Origin of the sequence: Dokdonella soli, assembly GCF_039523175.1 — a bacterium.
GTDB lineage: Bacteria > Pseudomonadota > Gammaproteobacteria > Xanthomonadales > Rhodanobacteraceae > Dokdonella_A > Dokdonella_A soli.
The window spans coordinates 353,556-373,964 of sequence record NZ_BAAAEU010000001.1; the positions used below are offsets into that span (position 1 = coordinate 353,556).

22 protein-coding genes and 1 tRNA gene are annotated in these 20,409 nt (G+C 66.4%); 6 read left to right on the forward strand and 17 right to left on the reverse strand.

The window, feature by feature from the left end:
- Nucleotides 1–32: 32 nt before the first annotated feature.
- The 10 genes from ABD002_RS01635 to ABD002_RS01680 all read right to left on the reverse strand — a co-directional run bounded on the left by ABD002_RS01635 (nt 33) and on the right by ABD002_RS01680 (nt 9,539).
- Nucleotides 33–896, reverse strand: coding sequence for a sulfurtransferase (locus ABD002_RS01635; RefSeq protein ID WP_343786453.1), 864 nt, complete (start codon nt 894–896; stop codon nt 33–35).
- Nucleotides 896–1,525 carry a CoA pyrophosphatase gene (locus ABD002_RS01640; protein ID WP_343786456.1) on the reverse strand — a complete coding sequence of 210 codons (630 nt, stop codon included), beginning with the start codon at nt 1,523–1,525 and terminating at the stop codon, nt 896–898. Before ABD002_RS01640 ends, ABD002_RS01635 begins: the two co-directional genes overlap by 1 nt.
- A complete protein-coding gene (locus tag ABD002_RS01645; protein WP_343786458.1) occupies nt 1,522–1,707 on the reverse strand; it encodes a DUF1289 domain-containing protein in 186 nt (61 codons plus the stop codon). The genes ABD002_RS01640 and ABD002_RS01645 overlap by 4 nt, the downstream gene beginning before the upstream one ends.
- A gap of 127 nt (nt 1,708–1,834) precedes the next feature.
- Nucleotides 1,835–2,485 (reverse strand): FKBP-type peptidyl-prolyl cis-trans isomerase N-terminal domain-containing protein, encoded by a 651-nt coding sequence (locus ABD002_RS01650; RefSeq protein ID WP_343786460.1) that lies wholly within the window; start codon nt 2,483–2,485, stop codon nt 1,835–1,837.
- Between the two features lie 156 nt (nt 2,486–2,641).
- Nucleotides 2,642–3,181, reverse strand: a complete 540-nt coding sequence (locus ABD002_RS01655) for a metallophosphoesterase family protein (RefSeq protein ID WP_343786462.1) — start codon at nt 3,179–3,181, stop codon at nt 2,642–2,644.
- Nucleotides 3,182–3,193: 12 nt separating this feature from the next.
- Nucleotides 3,194–4,051, reverse strand: coding sequence for a DUF1684 domain-containing protein (locus ABD002_RS01660; RefSeq protein ID WP_343786464.1), 858 nt, complete (start codon nt 4,049–4,051; stop codon nt 3,194–3,196).
- Nucleotides 4,052–4,241: 190 nt separating this feature from the next.
- Nucleotides 4,242–6,071 (reverse strand): DNA mismatch repair endonuclease MutL, encoded by a 1,830-nt coding sequence (gene mutL / locus ABD002_RS01665; protein WP_343786466.1) that lies wholly within the window; start codon nt 6,069–6,071, stop codon nt 4,242–4,244.
- 45 nt (nt 6,072–6,116) lie between these two features.
- Nucleotides 6,117–7,451: an N-acetylmuramoyl-L-alanine amidase gene (locus ABD002_RS01670; RefSeq protein WP_343786468.1), complete on the reverse strand. Its 1,335-nt coding sequence runs from the start codon at nt 7,449–7,451 to the stop codon at nt 6,117–6,119.
- 112 nt (nt 7,452–7,563) lie between these two features.
- On the reverse strand, nt 7,564–8,052 hold the full coding sequence (gene tsaE, locus ABD002_RS01675; RefSeq protein ID WP_343786470.1) for a tRNA (adenosine(37)-N6)-threonylcarbamoyltransferase complex ATPase subunit type 1 TsaE: 489 nt from the start codon (nt 8,050–8,052) through the stop codon (nt 7,564–7,566).
- A complete protein-coding gene (locus ABD002_RS01680; protein WP_343786472.1) occupies nt 8,052–9,539 on the reverse strand; it encodes an NAD(P)H-hydrate dehydratase in 1,488 nt (495 codons plus the stop codon). The genes tsaE and ABD002_RS01680 overlap by 1 nt, the downstream gene beginning before the upstream one ends.
- A 76-nt stretch (nt 9,540–9,615) precedes the next feature.
- Between ABD002_RS01680 and queG the strand changes: the two genes are divergently transcribed.
- Nucleotides 9,616–10,713 carry a tRNA epoxyqueuosine(34) reductase QueG gene (gene queG / locus ABD002_RS01685; protein ID WP_343786474.1) on the forward strand — a complete coding sequence of 366 codons (1,098 nt, stop codon included), beginning with the start codon at nt 9,616–9,618 and terminating at the stop codon, nt 10,711–10,713.
- A 143-nt stretch (nt 10,714–10,856) separates the two neighbouring features.
- Here the strand turns inward: queG and panD are convergent, their stop codons facing one another.
- The 5 genes from panD to pcnB all read right to left on the reverse strand — a co-directional run bounded on the left by panD (nt 10,857) and on the right by pcnB (nt 15,213).
- Nucleotides 10,857–11,237 carry an aspartate 1-decarboxylase gene (gene panD / locus ABD002_RS01690; RefSeq protein ID WP_343786476.1) on the reverse strand — a complete coding sequence of 127 codons (381 nt, stop codon included), beginning with the start codon at nt 11,235–11,237 and terminating at the stop codon, nt 10,857–10,859.
- Nucleotides 11,238–11,525: 288 nt separating this feature from the next.
- Entirely contained in the window at nt 11,526–12,377 is an 852-nt protein-coding gene (gene panC, locus ABD002_RS01695; RefSeq protein WP_343786478.1) for a pantoate--beta-alanine ligase, read from the reverse strand.
- Nucleotides 12,377–13,192, reverse strand: coding sequence for a 3-methyl-2-oxobutanoate hydroxymethyltransferase (gene panB / locus ABD002_RS01700; RefSeq protein WP_343786480.1), 816 nt, complete (start codon nt 13,190–13,192; stop codon nt 12,377–12,379). The genes panC and panB overlap by 1 nt, the downstream gene beginning before the upstream one ends.
- Nucleotides 13,193–13,337: 145 nt before the next feature.
- Nucleotides 13,338–13,838 carry a 2-amino-4-hydroxy-6-hydroxymethyldihydropteridine diphosphokinase gene (folK, locus tag ABD002_RS01705; protein ID WP_343786482.1) on the reverse strand — a complete coding sequence of 167 codons (501 nt, stop codon included), beginning with the start codon at nt 13,836–13,838 and terminating at the stop codon, nt 13,338–13,340.
- Nucleotides 13,831–15,213 carry a polynucleotide adenylyltransferase PcnB gene (gene pcnB / locus ABD002_RS01710; RefSeq protein WP_343786484.1) on the reverse strand — a complete coding sequence of 461 codons (1,383 nt, stop codon included), beginning with the start codon at nt 15,211–15,213 and terminating at the stop codon, nt 13,831–13,833. Before pcnB ends, folK begins: the two co-directional genes overlap by 8 nt.
- A gap of 76 nt (nt 15,214–15,289) precedes the next feature.
- Between pcnB and ABD002_RS01715 the strand changes: the two genes are divergently transcribed.
- Together ABD002_RS01715 and fdxA are read left to right on the forward strand one after the other, a co-directional pair.
- Nucleotides 15,290–15,365: transfer RNA gene (locus tag ABD002_RS01715), tRNA-Glu, on the forward strand.
- A gap of 206 nt (nt 15,366–15,571) precedes the next feature.
- Nucleotides 15,572–15,895: a ferredoxin FdxA gene (fdxA, locus tag ABD002_RS01720; protein WP_343786486.1), complete on the forward strand. Its 324-nt coding sequence runs from the start codon at nt 15,572–15,574 to the stop codon at nt 15,893–15,895.
- Nucleotides 15,896–15,968: 73 nt separating this feature from the next.
- On the opposite strand, the gene ABD002_RS01725 is transcribed toward fdxA, so the two are convergent.
- Together ABD002_RS01725 and dapA are read right to left on the reverse strand one after the other, a co-directional pair.
- Nucleotides 15,969–16,634 (reverse strand): hypothetical protein, encoded by a 666-nt coding sequence (locus tag ABD002_RS01725; protein WP_343786488.1) that lies wholly within the window; start codon nt 16,632–16,634, stop codon nt 15,969–15,971.
- A gap of 38 nt (nt 16,635–16,672) precedes the next feature.
- Nucleotides 16,673–17,575 carry a 4-hydroxy-tetrahydrodipicolinate synthase gene (gene dapA, locus ABD002_RS01730; RefSeq protein WP_343786733.1) on the reverse strand — a complete coding sequence of 301 codons (903 nt, stop codon included), beginning with the start codon at nt 17,573–17,575 and terminating at the stop codon, nt 16,673–16,675.
- Between the two features lie 265 nt (nt 17,576–17,840).
- Here dapA and ABD002_RS01735 point away from each other — a divergent pair, with 265 nt between their 5' ends.
- From ABD002_RS01735 to ABD002_RS01745, 3 genes are all read left to right on the forward strand, one after another.
- Nucleotides 17,841–18,401: a glycine cleavage system transcriptional repressor gene (locus tag ABD002_RS01735; RefSeq protein ID WP_343786736.1), complete on the forward strand. Its 561-nt coding sequence runs from the start codon at nt 17,841–17,843 to the stop codon at nt 18,399–18,401.
- A gap of 2 nt (nt 18,402–18,403) precedes the next feature.
- Nucleotides 18,404–18,865, forward strand: a complete 462-nt coding sequence (locus ABD002_RS01740) for a peroxiredoxin (protein ID WP_343786490.1) — start codon at nt 18,404–18,406, stop codon at nt 18,863–18,865.
- A gap of 133 nt (nt 18,866–18,998) precedes the next feature.
- On the forward strand, nt 18,999–20,399 hold the full coding sequence (locus tag ABD002_RS01745; RefSeq protein ID WP_343786492.1) for a PhoH family protein: 1,401 nt from the start codon (nt 18,999–19,001) through the stop codon (nt 20,397–20,399).
- Nucleotides 20,400–20,409 lie beyond the last annotated feature (10 nt).

A 20,409-nucleotide genomic window follows, 5' to 3' on the forward strand; every position in this document is an offset into this window, starting at 1 on the left:
AAAAGCGTGAAGCATCGCGGCTGAAGCCGCTCCTACACAGGATCGATGCCGGTTGCGACCGGGCGCGAGCGGTCACTGATCCATCCGCTCCACGATGGCGCGAACACGCGCGAGCCGGTGAGGCCGGCATGCTCCATCGCGAGCAGGTTGTGACACGCGGTCACGCCTGAGCCGCACATGTGCACGATTCCGTCAGCGGTGCGCCCGTTCCGCAATGCATCGAATTCGCGGCGCAGCTCGGCCGGTGGCTTGAAGCGGCCGCTCGCATCGAGATTTTCCGAGAACGGCCGGTTCAGCGCGCCCGGCACGTGGCCTGCCACCGGATCGATCGGCTCGACCTCGCCGCGGTAGCGCGGTGCAGCGCGAGCATCGAGCAGCAGCGCCGCGGCCTGTTCGCGGCAGCGCTGCAGTTCGTCGAACCAGACGACCTGGCTGCGATCCAGCGCAACCCGCGCACGAGTGGCCTTGCGGTGCACTGCACCGGCTTCCAGCCCGAATCCGGCCGCACGCCACGCAACGAGGCCGCCGTCGAGCACCGCGACACGCTCATGGCCGATGAGGCGCAGCAGCCACCACAATCGCGCCGCGGCGAGCGCACCGTTCGCATCGTCGTACGCGATCACATCGAGATCCGGCCGCCAGCCCCAGCGCGACAGGGCGGACGAAAACGCGTCGTCCTCAGGCAGCGGATGACGACCGAACCCGTGTTTGGAGAGATCGGAGAGATCGTGATCGAGGTGCGCGTAGACCGCGCCGGGAATGTGCGCGGCGGCATAGTCGCGTTCGGCCTTGCCGGCGTCGCCGAGATCGAAGCGGCAGTCGACGACCAGCACGTCGCCCTGCTTCTGCAGCGCGGCCAGTTCATTCGCGGAAACCAGCGTGCGCACCGTTGTCATCACGTGTTCTCCAGACGATCGAGCAGGTTTTTCAGGATCGCGGCGGTCGCGCCCCAGATGCGCCGTCCTTCCCATTCGAACGCGAAGATATCGCGTTCGCGCCCGCGCCACAGGATATGCTCGCGATGCAGGGTGTCCGGCGCCAGGATGAAGTCGAGCGGAACCTCGAAGACCTCATCGACTTCGGCGGCCTCCAGCCGCACCGAATAGTCGCCATGCACGAAGCCGGCGACCGGCGTTACGCAGTAGCCCGACACCGTGTCGAAACAGTCGAGATAGCCGAACGGCTCGACCAGCGCCGGCGCAATGCCGGTTTCCTCTTCGGTCTCGCGCAGTGCGGCGGCGATGGCATCGGCGTCGCCCGCATCGACTCCGCCTCCGGGGAAGCTGACCTGCCCGGCATGCTGGCGCAGATGTTCGTTGCGTCGCGTGAACAGCACGGACAGCGCATCGCCGCGACGCACGAACGGAACCAGCACTGCAGCCGGGCGACGCGACAGCCCCGGCTCGAACACGTCGGTGAGCTCGCCCGCATTCCAGCCTGGCGCGACCGGCGGATCGTCGAGGCTGCGTACCGCGCGGCGCAACCGTGCGGCATCACGCGGTTCGAGCGGCGGCGGCGTCATCATCGCGACGCCTCGCGAAGCGGCAGCACTTCGTCCATGAGGCGGCGGCGCTCGTGTTCGCCCATCGCCAGCCAGCGCGCGATCTCGTCGCCGCTGCGCAGGCAGCCGTCGCAGTAACCGTTTGCACCGAGTCGGCAGATGCCGATGCAGGGGCTCAGGACTGGAAGCTGGAGGCTGATGGTCATCGCCGATCCCTCAAATGCAAACGCCGCGTCTGACGCGGCGTTCGCTGTGTTTCCGTACGGCAATCAAGACGCTGGATCCCGCGTCATCGGCCATCCATGGCCTGCGCGGGATGACGCCATCCTGGCGTCACTTGGCGTCAATGATCTTGACTTCCCAGATATAGACCTGGTTGCCCGATGCCTCTTCCGGCGGCAGGAAGATCGTCCAGTGGTCGCCGACCTTCATCTTCTGGATCACTTCCGGCAGCAGCTTCGTGCCGAAGATGCCCGGCATGTCGGATACCTTCGCCTTGATCGGATCGCCGACGAACGAGCTGCGAATCTCGCGGCCATTGGTCAGCGAGACGCGTACATGGAACGTGACCTCGCTGGTCGGCACGATCGGCTTGCCGGCGCCGTCCTCGATCGCGCGGTATTGCACGCCGTTCGGCAGCGCGACCACGCCCTTCTTCGCGCGGTTGCCCGCCATGAACGTGTCGGCCTCACGCTTGTTGTCGGACAACGCCTTGCTGGCGTCGGCCTTCATTTTCTGGTCGAGCTTTCCGAGCGCGTCACGCATAGCGGCTTCCGGCACCGTCGGCGGCTTTTTCGCGAACGCGTCCTGCACGGCGCGCGTAACCGTCGCGATATCGACATCCATGTTGCGCTCGGCGAGGCCCGAACCGATCTGGTAACCGATCGCGTAAGAAAGTTTGCCCTTATCCGACGTCGTGTCCTGCGCGGACGCGAACCCTGCTACGAACAGCGCCGCGAGGGCGAGTGACCAACCGAACTTCATGCCTGTGTCTCCGGGGTGGAATTGCGAATCGTGTTTCGGACGGACCCGGACGGGTGTCGGGTCGCAAAGCGCGCTAGTGTAACCGAGCCCCGCCAAGGTCCAAAACGACCGATCTGTGAACTTGCCGGGCCGCCAAAGTTCACGGACCCGGCGCCATCATCCGGACCGAGCCTGAACAGCAGCCGAGGGCGGGCTGCTGCCGGCGAAGCGCGATAGCTCGATGTTCCACCGCCGCGCTGTGGCGGTCAGGCGCAGACAACTGGGGCCGCCGAATGTGCGCGCATGGCCGGCAGCACCGGGATTCAGCACCCAGGGCAGCGCGCCGTCGTCGATGACGATCCGATGACTGTGACCGTAGACGATCGCCCGTGCGCCGGGAAATGCCGCACGCAAACGCGCGTGGCGTTGCGCCGCCGGAAACCGGTCACCGTGCACAGCGACCAGGACGCCGCCCGGCAACTCGATTTCCGCATGGTCCTCGAGCGTGCGCAATGCGGCTTGTTCGCCGCCCCACTTCGCCGGTACATCGTTGTTGCCGCGCACCGCGATCACGCTCGGGCAGGCCTTGCGCAGGTCCGAGAGCACCTGCGCCGATCCGACGTCACCGGCGTGCACGACCAGATCGCTGTCGTGCGCGAGCGCCGCGATGCGCGCATCGAGCGTACCGTGCGTGTCAGACAGCAGCAGCACACGCACGATCGCAGGTTCTCAGTGACTTCCGCCGCGATACTTCTTCTCGCCCGCGGTCACTGCGAGATCGAGACGATTCTCCGGCGGCGCCAGCGGGCACGTCGCATAGGGCGTGAACGCGCACGGCGGGTTGTAGGCCTTGTTGAAGTCGATCACCAGCTTGCCGTCCTTCGGCAGATCGGCGTAGAGGAAACGCGCGGCGCCGTAGGTCTCCTTGCCGCTGGTGCGGTCGGCGAAGATGAACCAGACCTCTTTCGCATCCGCCTCCTCGAGCACCGGCAACAGCTCATAGGTCTTGCCGCCGTGCGTGAACACGGCCTTGCCTGGGACAGTCATCTTGTCGACGGTGCCAAGCACGGTCGGGATTTCGAGCGAATGCGCCGGCGTGAACGGCTCCCATTTCGCCTCGACGCGCCACGATGCATCGATCGGGAAATTGTCGATGCCGACGAAATGCGTGCGTGTTTCGGCGTTGCTGTCCTTCACGCGCAGGCCCTTCTTGCCGTTGCGGTCGATCAGATAGAAGCTCGCGGTGCCGAAGGCGACCGTCGTCGGCTTCTCGTGCGAGTCATCGAGCAGTTCGGAGGATTTCGCCTTCTTGCCGTCGATCGTCGCGTCGGCCTTTGCATCGAGCTCGATCGTCGCCTTGCCGTCCTTCACGTCGACGGCACCAAGATGTGTCGGCCCTTTCAGCAGCACGACATCATTGTCCTTCGCGCTGCCGACGGTGTTCCTGCCTTCCTTCAGCCAGTGCAAACCGATCAGGCTCAGCCAGCCGTTCGGTGCCTTCAATCGCTCGACGCGCTGCGCGCGCCAGGTTTCGATCTGCTTCGTGTAGTCGGCGGAGGGTTTGCTGGATTCGACGTTGGCGGACATGAGTTGCACTCCGGCGAAACTGGCAGCAAGTAGGAGGCTGGTCTTGAGCATCGTGGCTCCTCGGTGACGTGGATTTTGATTTTGATTGAAAAGTGCGGCCATGGAAGGCCGCTGGTAGATATCCCGAAGCCGAAACTTCCGCAAGCTGTTGCCGTCCTCGGTCGCGGCGATCCCGGACGGATCGCAAAAATCACCTGCCGCGCAGGAACAATCGGTCGAGCTCGGGAATCGCCAGCTGGACCCAGGTCGGTCGGCCATGGTTGCACTGACCGGAGCGTTCGGTCGCTTCCATCTCGCGCAGCAGCGCGTTCATCTCGGGCACGGTCAGGTGCCGGTTCGCGCGCACGGAACCATGGCAGGCCATCGTGCCGAGCAGTTCGTTCGCGCTTTCCTCGATGCGCCGCGTCTCGCCATGCACGGTGAGGTCGGCGATTACGTCGCGCACCAGCTGAGCGACATCGGCGCCGTCGAGCAGGACCGGAATGCGCCGCACCGCGACGCTCTGCGGTCCGCTGCGCACGACGTCGAAGCCGAGCGCGGCGAATGCCTCGCCCTGCTCCTCGACGACCGCCGCTTCGCGTTCGCTGATCGCCAGCGTCAGCGGGACCAGCAGCAGCTGCGAGCGGATGCCCTCGCCGTCCTGAGCAGTCTTGAGCTTCTCGTAGGTGATGCGCTCATGCGCGGCGTGCATGTCGACCAGCACCAGCCCGTGCGCGTTCTCGGCGAGCACGTAGATGCCGTGCAGCTGCGCAAGCGCAAAGCCGAGCGGCGGAATCCCATGCGCGTCACGATCGTTCGCAGGCGCACCCGCGGTCGAGCCCTGTTCACCGGCGAATGCGGACAGCGAAGCACGTGCCTCGCCGAACAGCGCCGCATAGTCGGCCAGTGGTTCGCGCACACCGAGCCCAAGACCGGCCTGACGCTGCGTCGCGTAAACATACGGCGCCGACGCAAACGTAGCCGATGGCGGCAGTGCCGCATCTACCGCATTCGACGACAGGCCCTGCCGCGGTGCACCCGCGCGCGCGCCGGACAGCGCATCATCGAGCGTGCGGTACAGGAAATCGTGGACCAGCCGCCCCTCGCGGAAACGCACCTCGTGCTTGGCCGGATGCACATTCACATCGACCAGCGCGGGATCGAGTTCGAGAAACAGCACGAACGCGGAATGGCGTCCGTGGAACAGCACATCGGCATAGGCCTGGCGCACCGCGTGCGCGACGAGGCGATCACGCACCAGGCGTCCGTTGACATGGAAATACTGCTGGTCCGCCTGCGCGCGTGATGCCGTGGGCAGGCCGACCCAGCCGGACAGCCGCAGACCCGCGGCCGCATGTTCGACGCGCAGGCTGCTGGCGAGGAATTCCTCGCCGAGCACATCGGCGACGCGCTGCGCATGGTCGCTGTCGTCGCGTGCCGGTTTCAGCAGGCGCACCGGCTTGCCGTTGTGGCTGAGGCGGAACTCGGCGGACGTGCGCGCCAGCGCGATCGACTTCACGAGTTCGTCGATATGCCCGAACTCGGTGCGTTCCGCGCGCAGGAACTTGCGTCGCGCCGGCAGGTTGTAGAACAGATCGCGGACTTCAACGTTGGTGCCCTGCGGATGCTGTGCCGGCACCCGCGCGCGCGGCTTGCCGCCATCGACCTCGATGCGCCACGCGGCATCAGCCTCGCGAGCGCGCGAAGTCAGCGCGAAACGCGACACCGACGCAATCGACGGCAACGCCTCTCCGCGGAAACCGAGCGTGCCGACGTGCTCCAGATCATCGAACGAAGCGATCTTACTGGTCGCATGCGCGGCGATCGCCAGCGGCAGATCCTCCGCGACGATGCCGCCGCCGTCGTCACGCACGCGGATCAGGCGCGCGCCGCCCTGCTCGATATCGATCTCGATGCGCCGCGCGCCGGCGTCGAGGCTGTTCTCGACGAGCTCCTTGACCACCGATGCCGGGCGCTCGATAACCTCGCCGGCGGCGATCTGGTTGACGAGTTCGGTGGGCAGCGAATGGATGCGCGACATGATGGAACCGCAGAGCGGGCTCGCATCATAGCCGAACGCGGCGGGTCAGCCGGACGGGATCTGCAGCACTTCGCCGGGGCGGACGCGCTCGTCGGCCAGTTCGTTCGCGGCGCGCAATTGCGCGGTGGTCATGCCATGTCGTGCGGCGATCTTGCGCAGCGTGTCGCCGCGGCCGACCACATAGCGCTGGGTCTTCGCACGTTCGGCTTCGCGCGAGCGGCCCTGCGCGAACAGGCTGCCCGGCGGTGGCGAGGCGCGGAAATAGTCGCTGACGCCATCGAGGATCGCCGACGCCAGCTTCTCGCGGTGTTCCGGGCTCTTCAGGCGGGCCTCCTCGGCCGGATTGCTGATGAATGCGGTCTCGACCAGGATCGACGGCACGTCGGGCGAGCGCAGCACCACGAAATTCGCGCGCTCGACGTAGGTACGATGCGTGGGACCGAGTTTGCGCAACGCGGCGAGCACCTGCTCGGCGACCGAATTGCTGGCGCCCATCGTCGCGCCCTGCGAGAGGTCGAGCAGCACCTTGGCGAGCGTGTCGTCCTTGTCGTCCAGCGAAATGCCGCCGACCAGGTCGGCGCGGTTCTCACGGTCGGCCAGCCAGCGCGACGCCTCATTGGTCGCGCCACGCGGCGACAGCACCCACACCGACGAGCCGCGCGCGTCGCTGCTGGTGAACGCGTCGGCGTGGATCGAGATGAACAGATCGGCCTTGGCCTCGCGCGCCTTGGCGTAACGCTGTTCGAGCGGAATGAAATAGTCGCTGTCGCGGGTCAGCACCGCGGTCATGCCGGGCGTGCGGTCGACCTGCTTCTTGAGCTGGCGCGCGACGGCGAGCGTGATTTCCTTCTCGTGCGTGCCGCTCGCGCCGGTCGCGCCGGGATCGTCGCCGCCGTGACCGGCGTCGATCGCGATGATCACGTTGCGCCCCTTGCCGGGCGCTGCCTCGACGGCGCTTTTCACCGGTACGGTTTTCGCGGTCGCGGGATACAGATCGAGCACGAGGCGATAGCCGAACTTGTCGGCCGGCGGCAACAGGAAACTCTTCGGATGCACGCCCTCGGCGAGATCGAACACGACTCGAGCGTCATTCTTGCCCTGCTTGCCGGCACGCAGGTTCTTGAGCAGGCCCTTCGCCGCAGGCGCGTTGAAGCCCTCGCCGAGCGTGCTGCCGTGCAGGTCGAGCACGATACGGTCCGGCTTGCTCAGCTCGAACAGCTTGTAATCGAGCGGCCCGGAGACGTCGAACACCGCGCGCGTGTACTCGGGTCCGGCCCAGACCCGCAGATTCTTGATTTCGGCCGCGCGCGTCGCACCGGCGGCCAGCAACAGCGTGGTCGCGCATGCGATCAGCCAGCGATGGTTACGGATCCCCCACATGGCGCGTATTCAACTCGAAAGCGTCGGGGGAAAGCAAGCTTTTTCCTTGAAAATCCGGAAGGTGCAGCGACTTCCTGAAACCTTGTTCAGGAAACACCCTCAACCGGGCGATTCATAACGCACGATCGACTGCCGGCCCGCCCTTCCAGACGTCCAGCAAGCCGCGCCCGCGTGCGCTGTGCGCAACGGCGTCGACGGTGCGCGCAAGGCCCGCATGGTGCAGGGCAATCGCCAGATCCGGGGGCGGCAATGCACCGGCGCCCCGCTCCGGCCACTCGATCAACAGCAATGCCGGAGCGCTCCACAGATCGCCCAACCCGAGCCATTCCAGTTCACCCGCACCGGCGATGCGGTAGAGATCGAGATGATGAATGTCGAGACCGGCGACGCAGTACGACTCGATCAGGCTGTAGGTCGGGCTCTTGACCCGCTCGCCGACGCCCAGCGCCCGCAGCAGCGCGCGGGCGAACGTGGTCTTCCCGGCTCCGAGCTCACCGGCCAGATGGATCACACCGCCACCGCGCGCGGCGGGCGCCAGGCGCGCGGCCAGTTCGGCGAGCGCGGCTTCATCGACATCATGCAGCACCACGCGAGCGCTCATCAGGCGAACCCGTTCGAAAACCGGCGCAAGGCGGCAAACAGGTCCGTTGCCAGCAGGCCACGTGGCGCCTCGCCAGCAGCGAGGTCGCCGGCGCGCGCATGCAGCGCGACGCCGAGGCGTGCGGCATCCCACGGCGACAGCCCCTGCGCGAGCAGCGCTGCGATGACCCCGGTCAGCACGTCGCCCATGCCGCCGGAAGCCATGCCCGGATTGCCCCAGCGGCAGACCGCCACACGCCCCTGCGGATCCGCGATCAGGCTGCCCGCTCCTTTCAGCACGACGACCGCGGCATGGCGCGCCGCAAGCTCGCGCGCCGCGGCGTAACGGTCGCGCTGGACGGCCGTGGCATCGCTGCCGAGCAGGCGTGCAGCCTCGCCCGGATGCGGCGACAGCACCGCGTGCGCAGGCAGCGCGCGCGGCACCTGCGCGAGCAGGTTCAGCGCATCCGCATCGACGACTGCCGGTTTGCCGGAATCGAGCGCCGCGGCATCCAGCGCGCGGCCCCAGGCGCCCTGCCCCAGGCCAGGGCCGACCGCGACGACGGTGGCGCGCTCGAGCAACACAGCGAGCGCAGCCGGATCGTCGACGCCGTGCGCCATCAACTCCGGTCGCGCCGCATTCAGGGCGAGTACGTGTTCGTGCCGCGTGGCGATACTCACCAGGCCCGCGCCGCAACGCAGCGCCGCCTCGCCGGTGAGGCGGATCGCACCACCCATGCCTTCGTCACCACCAATCGCGAGCACATGTCCAAAACTGGATTTGTTGACATTGAGGCGTCGCGGCGCGAGCAGTCCGGTGATCGAATCGTCGAGCAGTTCGGCGTCGGCGATGAACCCGGCATATGCATTCTCCGGAAGGTCCAGCGTCGCCAGTTCCAGTGCTCCACAACAGTCGACGCCGTCGGCGGTGAACAAGCCGCGCTTCCAGGCGACGAAGCTGATCGTCGCCTCGGCACGCACGCACGCGCCGAGCCGGCTGCCACTGTCGGCATCGAGGCCCGACGGCACGTCGAGTGCGAGCACCGTGCGCTGTGCGGCATTGAGCTTGCCGATCAACGCGGCGGCGACTCCCGTGACCGGCCGCGCCAAGCCGGTGCCGAACAAGCCGTCGACGCAGATGTCCGAGTCGGGGATTTCCGTGCCCGCGTCCGCGATCGTGATGTGGCCGCCCGCGGACTCGAACGCGTCGCGCGCACGTGCCGCATCACCGCCCGATCCGGCGGTCAGCGCAATCGCCTCGACCGCAAACCCTGCCTGCAGCGCCAGTGCGCCAAGCAGGAAGGCATCGCCCCCGTTGTTGCCGGAACCGGCGAGCAACGCGATGCGGCGCGCCGCGGGCCAACGTCGGCGCAGCAGCGCAAACGCAGCCGCGGCGGCACGCTGCATCAGCTCGAAACCCGGAATGCCGAGCTGCTCGATCGCGTGGCGATCGATGCCGCGCACCTGATCGGCGCGATACAGTGAAGTTGAGCGGGCATTCGCGGGCATCGCGCGATTCTATAGGCGCGTGCGTCGACGCGCAGCGCGCGCGCTATGCTGCGATTCGGACCATCGCCGCATCCGCATGACCTCGATCGACACCACAACCGTCAACTACGGCGCGCTGCTTGCCGACATCCGCCACTGGGGCGCCGAACTGGGCTTCCAGGCGGTCGGCGTTGCCGGCATCGAACTCGACGAGGACGAGACGCACCTGCTGAACTGGCTCGACGCCGGCTATCACGGCGAGATGGACTACATGGCGCGTCATGGCGGGAAACGCAGTCGCCCCGCGGACCTGCAGCCCGGTACGCTGCGCGTGATCTCCGCACGCATGGACTACGCGCCTTCCGGCATCGCGCACGCCTGGGACGTGATCAACGATGCGGAGCGCGCGTATGTCTCGCGCTACGCGCTCGGGCGCGACTACCACAAGCTTCTGCGCAGCCGTCTGCAGAAGCTCGCGGAGCGGATCGCTGGTGTGACCGGGCCGTTCGGCCACCGGGTGTTCACCGATTCCGCGCCGGTGCTCGAGAAGGCGCTCGGGCGCAATGCGGGGCTCGGCTGGATCGGCAAGCACACGCTGCTGCTCAGCCGTGACGCGGGCTCGTGGTTCTTCCTCGGCGAGATCTACACCGATCTGCCGCTGCCGGTCGATGCGCCGGCAACGGCACATTGCGGAACCTGCACGCGCTGCATCGAGATCTGCCCGACCCACGCGATCGTGGCACCGTACAAGCTGGATGCGCGACGCTGCATCTCGTATCTCACGATCGAACTGCGCGGTTCGATTCCCGAGGAACTGCGTCCGCTGATCGGCAACCGGATCTTCGGCTGCGACGACTGCCAGCTGGTCTGTCCATGGAACAAGTTCGCGCAGAGCACTCCGGAAGCGGATTTCGCGCCGCGGCATGGCCTCGACGGAGCGATGCTGGTCGAGCTGTTCGCGTGGAGCGAGCAGGAATTCCTCGATCGCACCGCCGGCATGGCGATCCGACGTACCGGCTACGAAGGCTGGCTGCGCAATATCGCGGTCGCGCTCGGCAATGCAGCGCCGACGCCGGCGATCATCGAGGCGTTGCGCTCACGCGCGCAGGATGCGTCCGCACTGGTGCGCGAGCATGTTGCATGGGCGTTGCGTGAGTGCGGACGCAAGTCAGCGGCTACGCCCGACGCGTCATGATGGCGTTGACTATGATGATGTAGGAGCGGCTTCAGCCGCGAAGCTCTTGGCATGTCACGGATGGTGAAAAAGCATCGCGGCTGAAGCCGCTCCTACACAAGCATCTACGCGGCAAGAAGGATGCCGGCCCAGCAACAGGCTTGTCAGGCTGCCTGCTTTGGAATCGAGCGGTTCGTGTGCGTCATCTTGTTGTGGCGATCCACGTACACGAGTTGCGGTTTGTGCTGCGCGGCTTCGGCGTCGCTGTAGCCGCCGTAGGCGCAGATGATGACGATGTCGCCCGGCTGCGCGCGATGCGCTGCGGCGCCGTTGATCGAGATGATGCCCGAGCCTTCGTCCGCGCGGATCGCGTAGGTCGAGAAGCGCTCGCCGTTGTTCACGTTGTAGATGTGGATCTGCTCGTACTCGAGGATGCCGGAGACATCGAGCAGGTCGCCGTCGATCGCGCAGGAACCCTCGTAGTGCAACTCCGCGTGCGTCACGGTGGCGCGATGGATCTTCGCCTTGAGCATGTTGAGGTGCATGGGATCTCCGCGGCTGACTGTTGCTTCCGCACAACAAGTGCGTGCGAAACAGTATATCAAAGCATGTGCTAGTGCAGCATCGGCGCTTGCATCAGCACAGGTCGCGCGCGCAACTCATTGATTCGTCTAAATCAGGGACAAAAAAAACCCTCGCGCGATTGCCGCTGCGAGGGTCTTAATCGGAGTGACGATTACCTAAATGCGCCCTGCGTGTCCTCGGGACTGGCAACAGACGTTGCGGAAATCCCTAAGACAGTTGGGAGAATACCACAAGCGAAGACAAAAATGCTACGGCCCGATCAGCAGGTTGTCGATCAGCCGCGTCGAACCCGACCGCGCGGCGATCAGCCCGACCAGCCCATCGCGTTGCCCGGCCGCCGGCTCGCCGAGGTCGTCGGCACGGCGGAGCACCGCATAGTCCGGAACCAGGCCCGATTGCTCGAGGTTCGCTCGCGCCCTTGCCTCGATCGCCGGCAACGGTTCGGCCGAATGCAGTACCTGCTCGCGCATCGACTGCAGGGTCGCGTGGATGCTGCTGGCGCGCTCGCGCTGCCCCGCGTCCAGGTACTGGTTGCGCGAACTCATTGCGAGGCCGTTCGCCTCGCGCACGATCGGCGCGCCGACGATGTCGATCGGCAGCCTGAGATCGCGCGCCATGCGCCGGATCACCAGCAACTGCTGGTAATCCTTCTGGCCGAACACCGCAAGCTGCGGTTGCACGAGATTGAACAGCTTCGCGACCACCGTCGCGACGCCGTCGAAATGTCCTGGCCGGATCGCGCCCTCGAGCAGGTCGGGAAGCTCCGGAACGCTGACGCGGACCGTGCGTTCCGCGCCGTACGGATACATATCCTCGACGGCGGGCAGGAACAGTACATCGCAGCCGCTTGCTGAGAGCCCGGCCGCATCGGCTTCGGGCGTGCGCGGGTAGCGCGCGAAATCCTCGTTCGGACCGAACTGGGTCGGATTCACGAACACGCTGGCAACGACGATGTCGGCGCGCGACCGCGCGATGTCGATCAACGAATAGTGACCTGCATGCAGGTTGCCCATGGTAGGCACCAGGCCGATGCGACGACCGCCGCGCTGGAACTCGGCGACCAGCGCATGCAGTTCGGTCGCCTTGGTGACGGTGCGCATCAGTAGCTGTGTTCCGCGGCAGGGAATTCGCCGCTGCGCACCGCGTGCGTGTACGCCGCGATCGCATCGACGACGGATTGGGTGCTTGCGAGAAAATCCTTGGTGAAGCGCGGCCGCTTGCCCGGCGTGATGCCGAGCAGGTCGTACACGACCAGGACCTGACCATCGCAGGCCGCACCGGCACCGATGCCGATCGTCGGGATGCGCAGTTCCTGCGTGATCTCGGCGGCCAGCGTGGCCGGCACGCACTCGAGCACGAGCAGGTCCGCGCCGGCGTCCTGCACGGCTTTCGCGTCCGCCTTCAATCGCTGCGCATCGGCGCTCGCGCGACCCTGCACGCGGTAGCCGCCCAGGCGATGCACCGATTGCGGCGTCAGACCCAGATGCGCGCAGACCGGCACCTCGTGGCGCTTCAGCGCATCGATGACCTCGCAGACCCAGCCAGCGCCCTCGAGCTTGACCATCGCGGCGCCGCCTTCGGCCATCAGGCGCGCCGCGTTCGTCAGTGCCGTCGCCGGATCGCGGAAGCTCATGAACGGCATGTCCGCGACGAGCAGCGCGCGACGCAGCCCGCGTGCCACGCAGGCGGTGTGGTAGACCATTGCATCGACCGTGACCGGCAGCGTGCTCGTGTGTCCCTGCACGACCATGCCAAGCGAGTCGCCGACCAGCACGAGATCGACACCGGCCTCGTCCGCGCGCGCCGCGATACTCGCGTCATACGACGTAATCGAGACGATTTTCTCCGCACGGCGCTTGCGCTCATGGAGGTCCGGCACGGTGACCGGGGCGCCGGTCGCGGCATTCGCATACATCGGGGGCGGCTATCCGCTGGAATCGGAACGCGCATTATTCCCCGCATGATCCGTGTCGCCAAGCGATGGGTTCATTGAACCGGCGCGGCGACCACTGGCGGGCGGGCAAATGCGGAACCGGATGTTCACGGATTTGCCCTTCGGATCAATCAATCGGCACGCATTCGTTCGCATCGACGCGCGCGAGCAGGTCGCGCACGATACCGACGCCAGGTATCACGAGATCGGCATCGAGTTCCGCCAGGGGCACCAGCACGAACGCGCGGTCGGCGATGCGCGGATGCGGCAACTCCAGTCCGGGCTGCGTCGATTGCATCCCGCCCCAGATCAGCAGGTCGAGATCGAGCGTACGTGGCCCCCAGCGCATGCCGTCACGACGGCGCCCCTGCTCTCGCTCGATCGCGAGCAGGGCTTCGAGCAGTTCGCGCGGACCGAGCGCGGTCGCAAGCTCGGCGACCGCGTTGACGAACGCGGGCTGCTCCGTGATGCCCCACGGTGCGCTGCGATACAGGCGCGACCGGCGCAGCAGGCGCGTGTCGGGAATCCGGCCGAGCGCTTCGAACGCGAGCCTGATCTGCCGCTGGGGTTCGTCGAGATTGCTGCCGAGCGCCACGTACGCGCGCTCGACTGCGCGCGCCTCATTCACCGGTGTCTTTCACCGAGTTCGGTGTTCCGGCCGCCGTGCCTGCCTTGCGACGACGACGGCGCGAACGCTTGCGCTTGCCGCCACCAGGCGCAGCATCACCGGGCCCGGCAGGCGCCGTCGCCAGTCGCTCGATGAGCTCATCGTGACCGAGTTGCTGCGCGTCGGTCCACCACGCCGCGAGGTCGGCGAGTTCCGGCGATTCCCCGGAACGCAGCACGAGGAAATCGTAAGCCGCGCGAAACCGCGGATGCTCGAGCAGGCGGAACGCGCGCTTCTTCGTGCGCTGCGCGAAACGTGGCTGCAGGGACCAGATCTCCTCGATCGTGATCGTGAAGCGGCGCGGGATCGCGACACGCTGCGCCTGCTCGCGCAACACGCGATCGACCGCATGCTGCCACGCGACGGCGGCATCGGTGCCGTTGTCGACCATCGCCTGCGCAGCGGTGCGCACCGGCTCCCACAGCATCGCGGCGAACAGGAAGGCTGGCGTCACCGGCTTGTCCTCGCGCACGCGCGCGTCGGTGCTTGCGAGCGTCTGTTCAAGGAGTCGTCGGAATGGCGAATCGGGGTGACCGTCGAGCACGCGCGCAGTCGCCGGAAACACATGCTTCAGCAGACCGTGGCGCTCGAGCGAGCGGAAGCTCGCCAGCCCGTGTGCGCCGAGAAAGAGTTTCAGCGATTCGTCGAACAGGCGCGCCGGCGGTGCTTCGGCCAGCAATGGCCCGAGCGCCGCAAACGGCGCCGCAGTGGCCGGCTCGACCTCGAAGCCGAGCTTCGCCGCAAGACGCGCCGCGCGCAGCATGCGGACCGGATCCTCGCGGTAACGCTGCTCCGGATCGCCGATCAGGCGCAGGACCTTGTGCTCGAGATCGGCCATGCCGCCTACCGAATCGCGCACGCTGAAGTCGGCGATGTCGTAGTACAGCGCGTTCACGGTGAAGTCGCGGCGCACCGCATCTTCCTCGATGCTGCCGTACACGTTGTCGCGCACCAGGCGACCGTCGACGAGATGGCGATCGCCGCTGCCGTCGTCGCTGCTGCCGCGGAAGGTCGCGACCTCGACGATCTCGCGTCCGAACACGACATGCGCGAGGCGGAAGCGTCGGCCGATCAGGCGGCAGTTGCGGAACAGCGCGCGCACCTGCTCCGGCGTCGCGTCCGTTGCAATGTCGAAATCCTTGGGGTGGCCACCGAGCAGCAGATCGCGCACCGCGCCGCCGACCAGCAACGCGCGGTAACCGGCTTCGTGCAGGCGGTAGAGCACACGCAGCGCGCCCGAGGAGATGCTCTTGCGTGAAATCGAGTGCTCGGCGCGCGGGATGATGCGGAACGACCCGGCGGTCGACGTGTCCTGTTCGATGCGTTCCGAATTCATCCGTTGCTGCTGCTCCAAAGGTTTGCCGCGTGTTACTGATTCGTTATACTACGCAGCTCGGCTTTTCCAAAACAGCGCTCCCTTCGTCTAGTGGCCTAGGACACCGCCCTCTCAAGGCGGGAACACGAGTTCGAACCTCGTAGGGAGCGCCAATAGTTTTTGCGTTCGTCCATGAACGCTGCAGTTCCGAACGTCGCATAGCCTTGATGGCCTTGATCGCACCGGAATCCAGAGCGGCCATCCTTGGCCGCACTTTTCAACTAACATCCGCTTCGAGCCAGCCTCGACGCTGGCTCGTTTGAAGATTGCGCTCCTTCGAGTTTCGAGCGCATCAACAACCCCTTGAACCGACCTCATCATGCCCTTCGTCGTCACCGAGAACTGCATCAAGTGCAAGTACACCGACTGCGTCGAGGTCTGTCCGGTCGACTGCTTCCATGAAGGGCCGAACTTCCTGGTCATCGACCCGGAAGAGTGCATCGACTGCACACTGTGCGAGCCGGAATGCCCGGCCAATGCGATCTTCCCGGAAGACGACGTGCCGGCCGGCCAGGAAAGCTTCATCGCGCTGAACGCGGAACTCGCCAAGGCATGGCCGGTGCTGACCGAACGCATCGATGCGCCCGCCGATGCCAAGGAATGGGACGGCAAGACCGAAAAACTGAAACTGCTGGAACGCTGAGCGTCAACCGCTGACGCAATGCCGCCGCATTCGGTTCGCGCGCGGGTACCGCGCGCGACCATGGACAACCTTCTCAGGACAGACGCTTGCGCAGCGTCTCCAACAGTGACTTCGCAGCGTCCTTCGAGGCATCGTCGGTCGCGCCTTCGATGCTGACCTTGCTGCCCGCGCCATCGGCGCTGACGCGAACGGTCAGGCCGACCTTGGCCGTGACCTTGTTGCCGGCATGGCCGAGCGTGATCGCCCTCTTGAACCAGCCCGCCTCCGCCGTGGTTTGACCGGTGGTCTCGACCGTGTAGGTGCGACCGGCCTCGTCTCGTCCCTGGATCGTCGCCGCGCCGGAACGCTCGAGGGCCAGCCCGACCCGCGACCAGGTGCTCTCGACCGTGTCGGCCACGTGCAGCCCGCCGCCACTAAGGGCAACGCCCGCGGTGGTCGGCGCAACCAAGGCCGGCGGCTGGGTGGAGGACGAAGTCGCCGCGGCCGACGCCGATGCAGGCGGCGCCGAAGAAGTTGTTGTTGCGGAAGCAGCGCTCGACACCGCAGATGTCGACGGGATAACCAGCGCGCCGCTGCTGTTCGGCGTATCAAGGTCCGGCGGCACTTCCAGCGGTCGCTCCTCGACGGACTTCCGGTACTCGGCATCCTTGTGACCGAAATGGCGATGCATGAAATCGCAGCCGGTCAGCAGGGAACCCGCAGCAAGCACGGCCAGCAGCGCGAAAGGAGTGCGTCTCACGAATACCATCCTGTTTTCAGTCATCCGCGTAGTCTACCTTACCCGGCGTCACGCGCCGCCTCGCCCAGTCCGAGACCGTTCAGCACATCCTGGCCGACCGCATGATGGACCACGGAAAACGGCACCAGTGGCAGGCGTAGCGTCGCCTCGCCGACGCCGAGCTCGGCCAGACACCACTTTACCGGGATCGGATTCGGTTCCATGCCGAGCACCGCGTACAGCGGCCGCAGCCGCTGGTCGATCGCTTCGGCGCCTTGCGCGTTGCCGGACGCGCAGGCTTCGCACAGCATCGCGAACAGGCGTGGTGCGACGTTCGCGACGACCGAGACCACACCGTCGGCACCAGCCAGCAGCGCGCGCATGGCGCTCGGATCGTCGCCCGAGAGCACCCGGAAGCTTGCGCTGCTGAATTCGAGCAGCGCGCTCATCCGCGCCGGATCCGGCAACGCTTCCTTGATGCCGACGATATTGCCGTGTCCAACCAGACGCGCGACCGTCTCCGGCAGCAGGTCGCAGGACGTGCGCGAGGGCACGTTGTAGAGCACGACCGGCAGGCCGCCACGGTCGGCGACTTCACTGAAATGCCGATACAGGCCTTCCTGGGTCGGGCGCACGTAGGCCGGCGCAACGACCAGCGCGGCATCGGCGCCGGCAGCGCGCGCGCGCTGCGTCTGCACGATCGTCTTGCGGGTGGCCGACAGGCCGGTGCCGGCGAGCACGGGTACGCGCGCGGCGACGCGCGCCACGGCGAATTCGATCAGTGCGGAATATTCCGCGTCGTCGAGCGCGGCCGCTTCGCCGGTCGAACCTGCGGCCACGAGCGCACGCGTGCCACCGGAAAGCTGATAGTCGATCAGACGACCGAATGCGTCGAGGTCGAGCACGTCGTCGCGCGCGCGCAGCGGCGTCGCCAATGCACAGATGCTGCCGGAAAGGATCAAGGGAGAATACAAGCGCTTGCGGAGCGCCAGATACTACTTGGGAACGTCCGGGCGAGTCCATCTGCGGCCCGCGGACGCGTGCCGGGACCGCATCGAACATGGCCGTCCTGCCGGCGATCCGTCCAGGGATCGCAGAACCTGAAGCGGCACGCGGCTTCCCTTGCGACCCCCGGAACTCGCCAGTATTCTGCGGCCGATGGGTGCCGGTGGTCGGCGCCGGCATCGACAGGACGATGGAACCGTGAAGCAGGCAGGAAAGCAGGCTTTGAGCGACAACACGCCGCGTCCCGCGTCCAACGAAAATTACCTGCTCATCAGCGCATTCAGTGCGGCCGAGAAATCTCCGCTGGTCGCGGTCAGCAAGCGCATCTCCGAATGCGGCTGCAATCTCGCCGAGGCTCGCGTGTCGACGCTCGGCAACGAGCTCAGCGTGCTCGCACTCGCGCAAGGCGCGTGGGATGCGATCGCGAAACTCGAGAACGCGCTGGCGCGGCTCGACCGTGACGGCGAGCTCCGCCTCACCCATTTCCGGACCAGCGCCAAGCAGCAGCAGTCGAACCTGCTGCCGTACGTCGTCGAGGTCGTTGCCGCAGACAAACCGGGCGTGCTGTTCCAGCTTGCGGAGTTCTTCGCGCAGCAGAACATCTCGATCGAGCAACTGCACTCGACGCGCTACCGCGCAATGCAGACCGGCGCCGACATGTTTTCCGCGCAGATCACGATCGGCATTCCGAACACGACACATATCGCGGCGCTGCGCGATGATTTCCTCGAGTTCTGCGACGGCCTGAATCTCGACGCGATCATGGACCCGATGAAGTTCTGACGATGCTCGAGACGGGCAAGAAAGTTCCGAAACTCAAGGGCGTCCTGCAGGACGGCAGCACGCTCGCGCTTTCCGACCTGCGCGGCAGCCACGTCGTCGTCTATTTCTACCCGAAGGACGCCACGCCGGGCTGCACCAGCGAGGCGCACGCATTCCGCGACCTGTACCCGGCATTCCGCAAGCACGGCTGCGAGATCGTCGGGGTCTCGCGCGACTCCGCGGCGTCGCACGTGAAATTCCGCGACAAGCACGAGCTGCCGTTCCCGCTGGTCGCAGACACCGACGAGACCTGGTGCAACGCGTTCGGCGTGCTCGGCGAGAAGGCGCTCTACGGCCGGCGCTTCATCGGCGTGATCCGCAGCACCTTCCTGATTGACGCCGACGGTGTGCTCGTCGCCGAGTGGCGCGGCGTCAAGGTGGCCGGCCACGCGGCCGCCGTGCTGGAGCGGCTCACGCACTCGTGATCGTCGTTTCGTTCTGCTGTTCCCGGTTTGCGGCTCACGTACTCGTGATCGTCGCATGGTTCTGCTATTCCTGGTTCCCGGTCCGCCCGGCTTCAGCCGCGCGCTCCGCCCTGCCCTCTCTCGAGAATCCCGCATGACCCGAGGCAAGCGCATCTACGTGCTCGACACCAATGTGCTGATGCACGATCCGACCTCCCTGTTTCGCTTCGAAGAACACGACGTGTTCATCCCGATGACAGTGCTCGAGGAACTGGATGCCGCCAAGAAAGGCACTTCGGAGACTTCGCGCAACGCGCGCCAGGTCAGCCGATTCCTCAATGAGCTGATGGTTGCCGGCAACGGCCATCCGATCGAGCAAGGCATCGAACTGCGCCAGCCGCAGGGGCTGCAGCTGGATCGCCGGCCCAAGGCCGGGCGCCTGTACTTCCAGACCACCGCACACGTCGTCGCCGACAAGAGCACGTTGCGCACATTGCCCGACAACCTGATTCTCGCGTCGGTCGTCGCCTTGCGCGAGGCGCGCCCCAAGGAAGCGGTCGTGCTGGTGTCCAAGGACATCAACCTGCGCATCAAGGCGAAGATCTACGCGATCACCGCCGAGGACTACGAGAACGACCGCGCGCTGGATGATTTCAGCCTGCTCTACAACGGACTCGCCGAACTGCCGGCCGATTTCTGGGAGCGCCATGGCGAGCTGCGCTCCTGGTCCGAGCGCGGCCGCACGTTCTACGAACTCAAGCGCCGCAAGGACGAAGACTGGCACCCGAACCAGAGCCTGTACCTGCCCGGCGAGGACGAGGTCGAGCTGCGCGTGCTGCGCCTCGACGGCCCGAAGGCGGTGCTGCAGATCGTCGACGACTACCGCCTCGGTGCCTCGCACTCGGTGTGGGGCATCCAGGCGCGCAACCGCGAGCAGAACTTCGCGCTGAATGCGTTGATGGATCCGGAGATCGACTTCGTCACCCTGCTTGGCACCGCCGGCACCGGCAAGACCCTGCTCGCACTCGCGGCGGGGCTCGCGCAGGTGATGGACCAGCAGCGCTATCGCGAGATCATCATGACGCGCGCGACGGTCTCGGTCGGCGAGGACATCGGTTTCCTGCCCGGTACCGAGGAAGAGAAGATGACGCCGTGGATGGGCGCGCTGACCGACAACCTCGAAGTGCTGACGAATCCGCAGGAGGGCGGCGCCTGGGGTCGCGCGGCGACCAACGACCTGCTCGCCTCACGCATCAAGATCCGCTCGATGAACTTCATGCGCGGGCGCACCTTCCTCAGCCGCTACGTGATCATCGACGAGGCGCAGAACCTGACGCCGAAGCAGATGAAGACGCTGATCACGCGCGCCGGCCCCGGCAGCAAGATGATCTGCCTCGGCAACGTCGAGCAGATCGACACGCCGTACCTGACCGAGACGACCTCCGGCCTGACCTACGCAGTCGACCGCTTCAAGGACTGGCAGCACAGCGCGCACATCACGCTGCGTCGTGGCGAACGCTCGCGTCTGGCGGACTACGCGTCGGAGATGCTGTAACGGGCCACCC

Excerpts from the sequence above, each read along its gene's own strand:
- ABD002_RS01635 (WP_343786453.1), bottom strand. The coding sequence starts at position 896 with ATGACAACGGTGCGCACGCTGGTTTCCGCGAATGAACTGGCCGCGCTG.
- ABD002_RS01640 (WP_343786456.1), bottom strand. The coding sequence starts at position 1,525 with ATGATGACGCCGCCGCCGCTCGAACCGCGTGATGCCGCACGGTTGCGC.
- ABD002_RS01645 (WP_343786458.1), bottom strand. The coding sequence starts at position 1,707 with ATGACCATCAGCCTCCAGCTTCCAGTCCTGAGCCCCTGCATCGGCATC.
- ABD002_RS01650 (WP_343786460.1), bottom strand. The coding sequence starts at position 2,485 with ATGAAGTTCGGTTGGTCACTCGCCCTCGCGGCGCTGTTCGTAGCAGGG.
- ABD002_RS01660 (WP_343786464.1), bottom strand. The coding sequence starts at position 4,051 with ATGTCCGCCAACGTCGAATCCAGCAAACCCTCCGCCGACTACACGAAG.
- mutL (WP_343786466.1), bottom strand. The coding sequence starts at position 6,071 with ATGTCGCGCATCCATTCGCTGCCCACCGAACTCGTCAACCAGATCGCC.
- ABD002_RS01670 (WP_343786468.1), bottom strand. The coding sequence starts at position 7,451 with ATGTGGGGGATCCGTAACCATCGCTGGCTGATCGCATGCGCGACCACG.
- tsaE (WP_343786470.1), bottom strand. The coding sequence starts at position 8,052 with ATGAGCGCTCGCGTGGTGCTGCATGATGTCGATGAAGCCGCGCTCGCC.
- ABD002_RS01680 (WP_343786472.1), bottom strand. The coding sequence starts at position 9,539 with ATGCCCGCGAATGCCCGCTCAACTTCACTGTATCGCGCCGATCAGGTG.
- queG (WP_343786474.1), top strand. The coding sequence starts at position 9,616 with ATGACCTCGATCGACACCACAACCGTCAACTACGGCGCGCTGCTTGCC.
- panD (WP_343786476.1), bottom strand. The coding sequence starts at position 11,237 with ATGCACCTCAACATGCTCAAGGCGAAGATCCATCGCGCCACCGTGACG.
- panC (WP_343786478.1), bottom strand. The coding sequence starts at position 12,377 with ATGCGCACCGTCACCAAGGCGACCGAACTGCATGCGCTGGTCGCCGAG.
- panB (WP_343786480.1), bottom strand. The coding sequence starts at position 13,192 with ATGTATGCGAATGCCGCGACCGGCGCCCCGGTCACCGTGCCGGACCTC.
- pcnB (WP_343786484.1), bottom strand. The coding sequence starts at position 15,213 with ATGAATTCGGAACGCATCGAACAGGACACGTCGACCGCCGGGTCGTTC.
- fdxA (WP_343786486.1), top strand. The coding sequence starts at position 15,572 with ATGCCCTTCGTCGTCACCGAGAACTGCATCAAGTGCAAGTACACCGAC.
- ABD002_RS01740 (WP_343786490.1), top strand. The coding sequence starts at position 18,404 with ATGCTCGAGACGGGCAAGAAAGTTCCGAAACTCAAGGGCGTCCTGCAG.
- ABD002_RS01745 (WP_343786492.1), top strand. The coding sequence starts at position 18,999 with ATGACCCGAGGCAAGCGCATCTACGTGCTCGACACCAATGTGCTGATG.